The sequence below is a fragment of the Providencia sp. SP181 genome, assembly GCF_050446505.1.
GTDB classification, from domain to species: Bacteria; Pseudomonadota; Gammaproteobacteria; order Enterobacterales; family Enterobacteriaceae; genus Providencia; species Providencia vermicola.
Genome location: NZ_JBBPXM010000005.1, coordinates 128100 through 140682, shown reverse-complemented (window position 1 = coordinate 140682; position 12583 = coordinate 128100). Strand labels below are relative to the sequence as shown.

The following is a 12583-nucleotide window of genomic DNA, read 5'->3' as shown; positions in this document are numbered from 1 at the left end:
AATAATGAGCGAGATATCATAATCATAGTGCATTACCACGGTATTAAATAAAGGTAGCGATTAACCAAGCATTGCCTTTGTAGTCTCCAGGTTCAGCGTCTGAACCTGAAAGCTGACTTTCAATGCGAATATTTTTGACCTTATCAATAGTGGTTTCAATTTCTTTCCCACTTTGGTTGGTTTGCTCATCATAAAGCGTGACTTCAGAGTAAATTGTATTATTGCCTGATTTTAGTGGAACGCGTTTTTCTGGGTCGGTGTCAGTTGCGTAATCTAATTTTAATTTCACTTTTACAGGCTGAACTCGTTCACAGGTATAGGTGACTGTGCGTGTTTCCTTACTATTAAACTCAAAGGCATCCAGTGTTTTATGGTCAATATTTAAATTATCAATATTAGAACGGCAATTTGATGGGTAATTAACCACCGATGTTGCGAGGTCTAATTTTACACTGGCTTTATCTGCTGGTACGTAAAGAGTTGGCGTGCCATAGTCTTGGAATAAACGGGTATAGCCTGCAATCATCGCATCAGGAATCACAATTTTGCCATCGACGGGGATTTCTTTAACGTAAACCCTCACTTCAAACGGAAAATGCACAGTAAAGAAAGAGGTCGCTAATGGTCCCATTTCTTCATTTGAGCACCCACGCCCAGGAATATTTCGCCACCCGCTAGTAATGCCGTTATCAGAATAAAGCGTAAAAAAAGTATTTGAGTTGATTTTATAGGCCGTTAGTCCTTTAAGTGAAAACCCCGCTTCTGGCATATATGCAAATACGCGGTGATAAGCATAACTCCAAGCAAGTCCTGAACTGTAGTTTCCTTCGAGGAAATTAACTGTGCATTTAACTTGGCCAAAAGGTTGTGACGTTGTTTCATTAATAACAATCCCTGTACTATTTGGTGGCGCAATTAAATAATATTTATTGTTATCTGTGCCAATAGTTGGGGTTGTTGCCACAACCGAATTGTTCGAAATTAAACTCATTTTATAGCCACCACCAGTGCCTGCATAGCGGGTTGCTTGTGCTTGTAGGCTGCTTAAACACAGTGGTAGCAATAACAGTAATTGTGAATAAATTTTTAACTTTTTCATAAGTTTTCTCAATATTACAGGTAATCAACCATTACAGATAAAGCCGCGGTAAATGGCCCTGCGGTAAGGTTTTCTAGGGCTTGATTAGTCACAAGTTGCGACTGAATAACGATTTTCCCTGTATCACCACTGATGGTAGGGGCGATCCTTTCCCATTTATTCAAGTTCAGCGCCGTGCTTTTATTTTCTTCTGAAAAACGAATACCCAGCCCATTAATTGAGGTGGCCAGCACCGTTTCGTTATTGACAGTTAGGGTATTGCCTTCTCTCGGAGAAAGATAAACCTGTAAATTTTTACGAAGCTCACATTGCTTAATCAAAATGCCAAACGATTGTTTTTCTTCGGTTAACCTATCGAGTGCAACTTCTCTAAAATTGATAAATAGTTCTTTCTCGCTATTTTCCGCGGTTAACACACAAGGCGGTCGCACTAACTTGGCAGACAGTGACAGCAAGATATCGGCTTGGGTACCAAAGGAAATAAATAGCCCGACTAAAGGAAATATAAAACGTGTCAGTTTCATTCTAATTCTCCCTATTGATAATCAAGGTTGAACGTCACGGTTGAAGAAAAGCCGCCTGTTGTTAAACGCGCATTAAAGGGTTTTTGTGCATACACACCAAATGAAAGAGTATTAATTGACCCTTTTCCTGATTCAGTGACAGTACTGACGTCTATTTTTGTATTTAGGTCGAGCTCTTTGCCATTGCTATCCGTAAGCGCTAATAACACATTGGATTCACCCGTTGTTTTTAGGTAGTTAATACCATTATGGGCTTCTGTATTTTGGGTATTTAAGGTGATTTTGATGGTTTTATTTAATGCCATCGCTGAACAATCCACGATATCCAATTTAAAGGGCTGCATTTCAGAGCGCCCTAGTGTTTCGAGGGATGAAAAGCGTAACCCAGACAGGTAGACTTTTTTCTGCGCATCATCATCACTGAGGCGACAACCTAAAGGCACTAATACACCTTCAAAATAAACCGTTAGGCTGTTGGCAAAACTGCTATTCGCCGTTAGGAATAAAAGGCTAAATAATAATATTGAGTACTTAGTCATAATTTATTTCCAGACGTTGTGCTGTGTTATTGGCAGGGATAGATAACAAAAATGTGTTATTGTGCAAGGGTTGCGCTAACACATGCTTTTCTGCACCCAACTTCAAAGTAAAAGGGACCCAAGCGTGTCGTTTTGCTAATTGATTACAATGGGAAAAATTCATTTCTAATTGATAAGTTTGTGCTAGTAACGTGGTTTCATTTAATTTTAATGAAATCTTAGGTAGACAAGGAGCAGTGACAATACGTGCGTTGACATAGACTGTGCCCGTAGTGACTGGTGCAGTGGACTGCGCAAAAATAGGTGCCGCAAAAGCCCATAGCGCTAAGTAACGTAATTTCATCGTTATGCTCCTTTCTATTTTGACGCATTATTCAGTCACACTGCACTGTGATACTTGGCACTTGAATGCCAGTGATGGCTTTCCGCCGTAATCATTAATGTATGTCAGGTAAGGTGTTGAAAATTTGGCTGATTTAATAATTTGATTCGATTTTGGTGGCACCATGATAGCCTCAAAATCACTCTCTTCAGATTGCTTTTGGCTGTTTCCAATGCCTATAACGGTTAAATAAAAAGGTGTTGGATTATTTAATGTATAGCCCGTTGCTGCAGGCGTTAGCGTGACGTGTTTTGCCCAATCTGTTTTACTTTGCGCCACAATACTTTCTGGGCGATAAAACAGTTTTACGCGGCTTTGTAACGCAATTTGCAACACACCAGCCTCTGATGATTTAGGTGGAATTTCGCGCAAGTTGTAATAAAACAGGGATTCTCTGTCTTGCGGCAATTTCACAATATCAGGTGCAGTACTTAAACGAACTAAACTGGTGGATTTTGGCTCCATACGCTGAATGGGCGGCGTGGCAATAATTGGGCCTGTTTCGAGCTTTTGCTCAGACGCATTTTCTAACCATGACTGCGCCAAGTAAGGCAGTTCAGGGTTGTCATTGCGGATGGTTATGTTGATAGAGGGTTGATTACCATCGAAAATAATACGAGTACGATCAAGCGTGACGGCGGCTTGAGCGGTACTCAAGACGCTTACCGTGAGCGTAAAGGCTGTGGTTAAAAGTAAAAAGTGGCGGTTCAATTTCATTTCAATTCTCTTATTAACGACAAATGATAGTAGGGTAAACGTCCTGAGGGCTAATCACGTCAGGAACCTGTGCACTGCACTGAAGTTTGTTTCCCCAATAGATATTTAATAATTCCTTGGCGCGGATACCGACAATCCACGTAATGCCCTGTTCACCGACAATGCCTAGCTCAATATTGCTGCTATTGCGCACGCTGGCACCAAATGGTGGATAGCTGTTATCGGTAAGTTTTAAACGTGCAAAAGTTTTTTCACCTTGAATAACATTCAGGCTGCGATAGCCAATGGCTCCACGGGTTAACGTGGCATCAGTGACGGTCTCTAACGCTTCGACGTCTTTTGGTAACTTACTGGTATTAATTGATGCGCTAGTTTTCCGATAACTGCTTACATTCGGTAATACAGCAAGGCCGAAGTGGTTGGTTTTGTATACCCCACCACTGAGTGGTACGTTAGCGGCGCCTGGAGTTTCTACTACGAGGCGTGTGCCCCCATAGGCTGCTTGGTGCATAGCAATCCCTTCTTTAATTAAGGTAATGCCGCCATTAATTGAGCCACCCACGCTGTGGTATTCATTCGGCACATAGCTGGCATTCCCTGAAATCGAGGCATAAGGGAGGTTTTGGCTTAAATACCCGCTAAAGCTAGTTTGATCATCTTGATTATTTCCAGTTTGGTAACCCACATTCAGGTTATAGCTGCGTTGTTCGCTATATCCGCTGTAGCCCACATTGTGGGTTGAGCTGTGCTTGCCATTTTGATCCCGTGTGTAGCCTTCAGAAAAGCTAAAGCTACTGCCTTGGGATAATGGGATCGTAAAATATAAGCTGATCGCATCATCTTGATAGCCTGCTCTTTTTGAACGGGTTGCAGATGCGGTGAGGTTAACGTTTTTCAGCCCTAGCGCCGCCCAATTTAATAGGGTACTCAGGTATAAGCTGTACTGTTCCTCAGTTTCACTATTCCAATATGTGTTGTATTGGTAGTTGCCACCCAAAGAGAAATCGTCAAAATATTTGTTGATATTCACTTGGTAGCTTTCTTTTTGCGCTTGGGATTCATTGCCAGTACGGCGTTCGTCCAAGGTTTGTTGCAATGAACGGTAAGTTTCATCAGAGAAACGGTACCCTGCGAACGTAATGTCGGTTCTGGCTTCGTCAAACGATTTTGAATAACTGAGACGGTAGCTTCGTCCTGTTAAGGTTTTATCAATCAACTGCGCATGCGACTGGGTGGCATCAAATGAAAGGCTACCGAATGTAAATAAGTCACGGCCAAAACCTGCTGAAAAAGCTTGGTAATTTTTTGATAAAACTGAACCACCATAGATAGACCACAGGTTATTTAACCCATAGGATAATTCGCCTGATGCGGTTAAATCACCTTCGAGTTCTCGGCCATTAAAGCGCGGTTTCCCCGCAGCAAATTTATAACGAATTTGCCCTGGCCGAGTTAGGTAAGGTAACGCTGCAGTGGTGATACTAAATTGTTGTTCTTCACCGTTTTCTTCACGCACGGTGACATCGAGCGTTCCACGAATGGAGCTATCCAGAGTTTGAATACGAAATGGTCCCGCAGGCACCGTTGTTTCTAACACAATGCGGTTATGGCTTTTGACAATAACGGTGGCATTAGTCTGGGCAATACCAATAATTTCAGGGGCATAACCTGTTAACTTTGGCGGCATCATGTTTTCATCGGTTTCAAGAGAAATACCGGTGTACTGCCAGGAGTCAAAAATAGCAGAGTAAAAGTAGTTTTCACCTAGAGTTAAAATAGATGCTATTGATTTAATTGAACGATATGCGAATAAGCGGCTAAACGAAGCATCGCTATATTGGTTCTCAAAGCTCCCCGTGGATTTACGGTAATTGGCTTGGTAATCACCCCGTAAGCGCCATGCACCAAAATTAAGGCCTGTTGTTCCATTGGCTGAAATATATGACTCTCGAGAGCCTGAGTTTCTACGCGTTAAAGAACCTGTGAGGTTGTAATCTAATAAAAAGCCATTAACACCTTCCTCCCAACGGGAAGGAGGAACCCAACTTGGATCAGTGTATTCTAAATAGCTTTGTGGAATTAAAATTGAGAGCGTTAATGTGGATAAATCAACATTCAGCGTTGCCCCCTCAAGTGCGGACAAATCCAAGCATTTTCCATTATCACGATATTGAACTAATTTGATTGCATCAGGCGTTAATCCTAAGCGATCCAAAATATTGAAAGGAATACAAACCGTATCGAATAAATTATTTTCTTGAGATTGCGGTGCGATTACTGTGATATCTTGTGCACTTCCCATACTCTCATTATTGACTTTGAGTGTTAAATGGTAAGTGCCAGGCATAATAAATCCGGCCTGAGAAAACTGGCTAAAATCGATATTCTGTGTGTCTTCGGTATCTAACATATCCGTATTAAACTCGACAGCATAGGCTATTGAAGAAATAGAAGATAAAAAAGACGTCACAATAATGTAGGAATAAATATTAAGTCTAACCATGATTTTTTCATCGAATTAATTATGTGTTTATTTATTAATCGTAAGTAACGTTGAATTTAATAGTGGTAAAATAATCCCCAGGCGTAATTTCATTATTACTTGTGCCTAATTCTGTTTCATATTTCAAATAGCTTTCTTTACTTTTATGATCAAAATAAATGTAGTTATTAGATATAGAATAAAGTTTATTTGGCATTAATAAGTTGTCATTACTATCGTAAATATATAGAACAACACCAGGCTTAGGTCCTGAAAGCTTTATTGCATTGCTATATATATCTTGCGGGGCAAAGAAGCGAATTTTAATGCCTTTGTGGTTATTATTGTCATATTCGCTAATACAGTTATTCAATTTTATATAAAATGGCTTACGCGTTATTTTTCTATCTTCTATTTCATTAATACTAAAGTTAGATATATAGTCGTAATTGATATACTGATACTGGCTATCTGTTTCAATAGAGCAGGGGGCAGCAACAATATAGCCTTGCATTACCGCCTCACCACGAAGCCCATCTTGTACATGTCCTAAATTAGAATCTATTGCATAAGAATTAATAGAGCTCAATAATAAGGTGGTTAATATATAAATATTTTTTTTCATAATGAACCTTTTTATAGGGAGGAATAAAATCCTCCCTTAAAAAATTACTCGTATGTGATTTTAAAATCAGCAATAGAGCTAAATTCACCTTCAGTGACTGCAACAGCACCATCAACACGTTTAGCTAATGCAGTAAATTCTAAAACGTTTTCACCTTGTTTATTACGAATTTGGTTCATCACAGATTTAGCTTCATCAAATTTAAAGTCTTTAATCTGAACACCGATGTTTGTTGCAGAACCTGTAGTACCTAAGAATTCTTTGTTAGTACCCACATAGTTTTTACCACCAAAGGTAATTTTGATATCTTTAACTGCAACCCAGTTATCATCTTTATCTTTACTGAATTCATCGAAATTACAGTCTTTGATTTTAATCGCGATATCTTTTTCAGCTGCATTACCTGCTTCTAAAGATGCGCGAGAAAGTTGACCAAAAGGAACTTCTTGTTTAGTGCTTTCAGATTCAATATTACATGGCGCATTAACAACTTGGCCGCTGAAATGTAATTCGCCTGAGTTGCCACTTGCTAATACAGAGGTAGACAGTGTTGACGCAGCAAATAAAACAGCAACAGATAATTTATTTAATTTCATACTAAAATCCTTAAGAGAAAAATTAACAATTTCCATAATGAAGCCTCTTTACTAGCGGGCATTATAGGAATTGATTTACTTACCCATCATTGGGATGTAACTGGTTATATATAAAAGAAAAATTGGGCCTTTTATAAACCTGTATCCATTCGTACTTTCATATCAGGAAATGATATTTGAATATCAGTCTATTCGACGAGAGCTATATTACCCTTACCGAGTGTATAGCGAAATAAAATTCTTAATTTTTAATCTAATATGAACGTTTATTCTCTGTTGTTATTGTGTTTTAATGAGTTTTAATATTTTTATGCTTCATTAATATTGAAGTAAATAATTAATTTTTGTGATTTTAAGGTGTTTTAATATGTTTCAATGTATGAATTTTTTAAAATACAAAAAAAATGCATCAGATATTAGAATATCTGATGCATTTTGTTGTTTTTTTGAGGGTTACTAACAGTGATTAGATTGTACAAATAAACATTGGCGAGTAATTTTCTTCAAAAATATAATTTTTATCGTTTAACCGTTTTACTCTAGTGAAGTAAATTTGGTTAAGCTGCGGGAGGCCTCGTATATAAACGTCATCGCCAGCCTGGTCGCTCGGGTCAATGTAAATATTTTTTACCTGAGAAAAAAAATGACTGCCTTGCCGTTTATACTCAATAAGCAGTTTTCGGGAGATAATGTATTTTTTATTATTAAATTTAACTTCTCCCGTCATGATAAAAGAATGCAGGTGATCATTATCCGCACTTGGAATGACACTCAGTAGGTAATAGCCGCTTAAGCTAGGGCGATCGTCTGAAATGTCAATTTTCAAAGTTGCGCGACAATCAGGTATAATAGGTGTGCTAATTTTAATGTAAGTATATAAACTAATTAAAACCAAAATGATGGCCGTGAAGAGTAAAAAAATAAAGCGCGCAGGTTTGTTATTTGACATAAAAATTCTCACAACTTATTGTTGCATCACCTTTTGCAGTATTTGGGCAGTAAGATAAAAATAAATAGTCATCATTGAAATTTTTATTTTTAGTGACAATACCCACATTATAGTAAAAAATAGTAGCGGGTTTCTTGCAATCAATATTTAAACTTTTTAGCCTATCTTTTAGTACAGCAAAACTCATTGAGCGAGTATCTGCCTTATGGTAACTGTTTATATAACGAATTGAGCACTGATCAATTTGACCGACTTCTGGGTATTCAGTACGGCTAGCAAAAAAGTAGCTTTTAAACAAATAAAGCAAACAAAAGATAATAACGGCAATCAGTGTTATTTCTAGGTAGCGATTATTTAAAATATAAGCTTTTTTAACGGGGGTTTTGGCATTTATTTCGTTTTCTTCATCTATTTCTAAAGAAGACTCAGTCGATGGAGATAAGAGGGAGGGGATTTCTGAAATAGTTTCTTCAGGCTGTTCGTCGCTTATTTCAAAGGTTAAATTAGCTGAAAATTTTATTCCTACTTTTGGAATAGTTGAAATAATTTCTTCATCAAAAAAAGATGATAAATGGCGGCGCAAAACAGAAATACTGCTATTTAAATTATTGTCAGAAACAACTTGGTTATGTTCTTCCCATACACGACGTAATAAAGTTTCCCTATCTAAAACTTCTCCGTTATTTTGTGCTAATACTAAAAGTAAACGATTTAACGTTGTCGTCAGCTTAATTGCGTCGTCAACGTGACTCGTATACAACAGCCCCTGATTGCTGTCATAGGTAACATGCTGATTAATTAAATATTTCATTTTAGGATGGGTTTTATTTATAGTGGAATACAACTGTATGGTGTCAGTTTATACCCGTAATTCGGGATATGTCAATTAAACTGAATTAGAGTAATTTATTATATTATTTAAAGTGGAAAAAATAGAGTAAATTACCGGTTAAAATAAGTTAAATTTAATGGGGTTAAATGGCAACGTTAATATTTAATTAAATAAAAAAGCCCCGGTTAGGGGGCTTTGATGTATTAGATTATCCGTTAAGCTGTTGGCTCAAGGATTTGATGCATAACAGGGTGGAATTTACGTTTAAAGTAAACTAACCCATGCCCTGTGTCATTTACAATGATTTGTTTCATTTCAACCATGTAGACAGAGTGCGTACCAATGTCCTGAACTTGCGTGATTTCGCCTTCAAGATTAGCGAGGGCATTTTTCAGTAATGGTTGCTGTAAAATACCGTTATCCCACACATTCCAGTTAAAACGCTCTTCCATTGTGGAACCTTTCATTCCCGCAAAATGGCACGCTAATTCTTCTTGGTCATGGCTTAGCACATTCACACACAGGCGGCCATTCTTTTGAAATACCGCATTCATTGCACTGTTGCGGTTGACACATACCATCAAAGTTGGTGGCGTATCCGTAACTGAACAGACTGCAGTTGCTGTAATTCCACAGCGACCTTCAGTACCATCCGTGGTGACTATGTTCACTGCTGCACCGAGACTAGCCATCGCATCTCTGAAACGCAGGCGATGTTCATTTTCTAAAGACATATTGACCTCCTGCTACTGATTACTTCAGCAGCGAATCTAACTGATTAATATCATTATTGTTATACAGGTGTGGACGTTTCCATCCGTGTTGATCGTAATCTGATAAGCAGCGATCAACCATATCTGTCATGGCTTTCATGTTGCCAGAACCTTGTGCATGACGCAGACATTGCAGACGAATTTCGTCTTGGCTTCCTGCGTAGTTAATTTCATACAGTTCATGGCGACCACCAAACTCACTACCAATTGCATCCCACATGAGTTTGAGGATCTTAATACGTTCGACGTGATCCATTCCGTTTGAACCGCGTACATATTTAGCTAAGTACCTATCAATTTCTGGATTATTCATATCACGAACGCTGGATGGCAAGTAGATCAGCCCACTCGTTACGTTACTTTCAATGATATTTTTAATTTTGGTGTAGGCCATAGGTGCCATAACACGGTATGTCTGGATAGCTTGGGTATCTGGTAGGAATGCCCCGCCTTCCCAAGCTTTCGCTTCTGATGTCATTGCATCAGTCAATGACCAGAACAGGTTACGCCACGCGACCACTTCACCTAAATCAGCCTGTACACCACGGAAATCAATAACACCTGTACATTCTAAACTTTTTTGTAACAATCCGGTAATGAAGTCTAATTTAACGGCCAAGCGGACACAAGCTTGTAATGGGAATAAACGTGCGAACCCACCTTGTACAGCCCAATTACGAGCACGGTCAAAGTCACGGTAAATCAAGACGTTTTCCCATGGAATTAACACATGATCCATCACTAAGATGGCATCATTTTCATCGAAACGGCTGGAAAGTGGGTAATCAAATGGTGCGCCAGTTGCGCCAGCCACTAATTCATAAGAGGCGCGAGAGATTAATTTCACACCGTCGGCATCCATTGGTGCAACAAACATCAGTGCAAAGTCAGGGTTATCGCCCATCACTTGCGCAGAACCAAAACCGATAAAGTTATAGTGTGTTAAGGCTGAGTTGGTCGCAACCACTTTTGCACCGCTGACGATAATCCCTGCATCAGTTTCTTTTTCGAGTTTAATATAAACATCTTTCACTTCATCTGCGGGCTTATGGCGATCAATTGGTGGGTTAACAATCGCATGGTTAAAGTATAAGCCGCTTTCTTGAATGCGTTTGTACCAGTTGCGCGCGTTATCCGCAAATTGGCCGTAATATTCAGGGTTTGCGCCTAAACAGCTGGCGAATGCCGCCTTATAGTCTGGAGTGCGTCCCATCCATCCGTAGCTCTGGCGTGACCAATCTGCGATTGCATCACGTTGTTGGCGTAATTCGTCTGCACTTTTCGCGAAACGGAAGAACTTGTGCGTGTATCCACCATTACCTGTGTCGGTGTTCCAGCAAAGCTGGTCATGAGTCGTTTTATCATGGAGCGCATCATATAACTGTCCTATAGAAGCCGCTGAATTACGAAAAGCAGGGTGAGTGGTGACATCTTTTACGCGTTCGCCATAAATATAAATTTCACGGCCATCTTGTAGGCTTTTTAGGTATTCTTGGCTATTAAAAGGGCGTTTAGCATCTGAGCGAAAATCTTCTGGTTTCATGTCTACCTCGTTATCTCACAATGAGGGCTTGCATTGATAGGGGACAAAGGTGCAAGCGAATATGTTAATTTTATGTTTGTTTTGTGTTTATTAATTGAATCGCTTTCTGAGACAATTTTAAAGAGACTTTAGAAAGGTTTACTGGTACTTTTCGTTGGTATGGGAAGTTTATAAAAGAAATGTGATCCTATCGATATTTTAATGTTAATGTAATCATTATTTTTAATTAAAATAATCTAAACATCATAATATTGAGGTTTATTTATATATTAACAATAAGTTATTTTACTTTATTCACATGTCTAATTTTTGTCCTTTAATTTCACTTTTTGTTATTCTGGACAACCTTGTTTAAGTAAGTTAAAACAAAATTGATAAGAGATAAAAATGTTTTTAAAATGTAAAATAAAATTTATTGCCGCTGAATTGTTCAACGGCAATGAAACTTTTCAAGTGAAAGGGAAATATTTGATCGCTTAATGGATATTTTGTTCACGCCAAGTGCTCGGCGAGCTGCCGACGAGTCGGTTAAAAAAGCGAGCGAAGTAGGCTGGGTCTTTAAACCCGAGTTGGTAGGCAATTTCAGAAACAGGGCTGTCCGAAAAAATAAGCAAACGCTTGGCCTCACGTAGAATACGGTCAAAAATGAGTCTTTTTGGCGGCCGATTAGCAAATCGGCGGCACATATCTTTGAGGCGCGATTCTGTTACGCCAAGTTTTTGTGCATATTCAGGTACGGCAAGGTGCTCATGATAATGTAAGTCAATTAATTGGTTAAACCGTTGGAATAGGCGATGCTCCCCTCGAACACCGCTAGTCGGGTGCCCATCTAATGGGATTGACCGTAGTAGAAAAGTAAAAAGTGCTTGCGCCAAAGAGGATAAAGCCTGATGTTTCCCTACATTGTTATTTGCTGATTCACGCGCCATCAATGCCCAGTAATGATTGAAAGTATCAATATCATCGAGCTTATCGGCAACAGATAAGCAAATAGCAGGAATATCCACTAAATCAGGATGAGCAGGATAAAGAGACTCAAGCAGTGGCATGATAAGATCTTGTCGCACAGTCAGTACATGCCCGTCCGTGTCTTCTTGAGTAAAAAAGGCATGGGCGACAGAAGGGGGAGTTAAAATAAACAACGGTGCCTGGACAGAATAGCGTAATTCGTCAAGCTGCAAGGTAATGTGGCCAGTGACCAAATAATGCAACTGGAAGAAACCATCATGGCGATGCGCCTGCATATCACGACCAAAAAAGGCAGCCATGTTGCCGAAGGTTTGGTAGTGGACGTCGTTGGTGCCTTGGGTTTCGTCGTAATCAGTACTAATATCTATATTTGTAATCATGCCCTTCATATTTCGACCTGTAGCGTTGTTGGCTACACTCCGCTACTCGGGTCACATACTTATGTATGCTCCCCGAGATATCGTCGTTTGCCGCCTAGCTACAAGCCGAACTATTTTGGGCATTCCAAAATTTTCGGCTTGTAGCAGTTTGGATACAAATATATTACTGACAC

Annotated in this window: 13 protein-coding genes; all 13 read right to left on the bottom strand. The window is 39.2% G+C overall.

Translation table 11 applies throughout. The features are described from left to right. Positions 1–43 precede the first annotated feature (43 nt). The 13 genes from AABS66_RS10480 to hpaA all read right to left on the bottom strand — a co-directional run bounded on the left by AABS66_RS10480 (position 44) and on the right by hpaA (position 12419). On the bottom strand, positions 44–1099 hold the full coding sequence (locus AABS66_RS10480) for an adhesin (protein WP_430224902.1): 1056 nt from the start codon (positions 1097–1099) through the stop codon (positions 44–46). Positions 1100–1113: 14 nt separating this feature from the next. Further along, entirely contained in the window at positions 1114–1623 is a 510-nt protein-coding gene (locus AABS66_RS10475; RefSeq protein ID WP_206084666.1) for a fimbrial protein, read from the bottom strand. Between the two features lie 11 nt (positions 1624–1634). Beyond that, positions 1635–2162, bottom strand: a complete 528-nt coding sequence (locus AABS66_RS10470; protein WP_206084667.1) for a fimbrial protein — start codon at positions 2160–2162, stop codon at positions 1635–1637. Next, a complete protein-coding gene (locus AABS66_RS10465; protein ID WP_430224901.1) occupies positions 2155–2505 on the bottom strand; it encodes a hypothetical protein in 351 nt (116 codons plus the stop codon). The genes AABS66_RS10470 and AABS66_RS10465 overlap by 8 nt, the downstream gene beginning before the upstream one ends. Positions 2506–2532: 27 nt before the next feature. Beyond that, positions 2533–3261 (bottom strand): fimbrial biogenesis chaperone, encoded by a 729-nt coding sequence (locus AABS66_RS10460; RefSeq protein WP_206084669.1) that lies wholly within the window; start codon positions 3259–3261, stop codon positions 2533–2535. Positions 3262–3274: 13 nt separating this feature from the next. Next, positions 3275–5764 carry a fimbria/pilus outer membrane usher protein gene (locus tag AABS66_RS10455; protein WP_206084670.1) on the bottom strand — a complete coding sequence of 830 codons (2490 nt, stop codon included), beginning with the start codon at positions 5762–5764 and terminating at the stop codon, positions 3275–3277. A gap of 34 nt (positions 5765–5798) precedes the next feature. Continuing rightward, positions 5799–6368: a fimbrial protein gene (locus tag AABS66_RS10450; protein ID WP_206084671.1), complete on the bottom strand. Its 570-nt coding sequence runs from the start codon at positions 6366–6368 to the stop codon at positions 5799–5801. Positions 6369–6412: 44 nt separating this feature from the next. Then, entirely contained in the window at positions 6413–6964 is a 552-nt protein-coding gene (locus tag AABS66_RS10445; protein WP_206084672.1) for a fimbrial protein, read from the bottom strand. 466 nt (positions 6965–7430) lie between these two features. Beyond that, positions 7431–7913, bottom strand: a complete 483-nt coding sequence (locus AABS66_RS10440) for a hypothetical protein (protein WP_430224900.1) — start codon at positions 7911–7913, stop codon at positions 7431–7433. Further along, a complete protein-coding gene (locus AABS66_RS10435; protein WP_430224899.1) occupies positions 7903–8724 on the bottom strand; it encodes a winged helix-turn-helix domain-containing protein in 822 nt (273 codons plus the stop codon). The genes AABS66_RS10440 and AABS66_RS10435 overlap by 11 nt, the downstream gene beginning before the upstream one ends. A 236-nt stretch (positions 8725–8960) precedes the next feature. Next, positions 8961–9479 carry a 4-hydroxyphenylacetate 3-monooxygenase, reductase component gene (gene hpaC / locus AABS66_RS10430; protein ID WP_272539023.1) on the bottom strand — a complete coding sequence of 173 codons (519 nt, stop codon included), beginning with the start codon at positions 9477–9479 and terminating at the stop codon, positions 8961–8963. Between the two features lie 19 nt (positions 9480–9498). Further along, positions 9499–11061, bottom strand: a complete 1563-nt coding sequence (gene hpaB, locus AABS66_RS10425; protein WP_206084676.1) for a 4-hydroxyphenylacetate 3-monooxygenase, oxygenase component — start codon at positions 11059–11061, stop codon at positions 9499–9501. Between the two features lie 476 nt (positions 11062–11537). Further along, positions 11538–12419, bottom strand: a complete 882-nt coding sequence (gene hpaA, locus AABS66_RS10420) for a 4-hydroxyphenylacetate catabolism regulatory protein HpaA (RefSeq protein WP_349415752.1) — start codon at positions 12417–12419, stop codon at positions 11538–11540. Between the last annotated feature and the right edge of the window lie 164 nt (positions 12420–12583).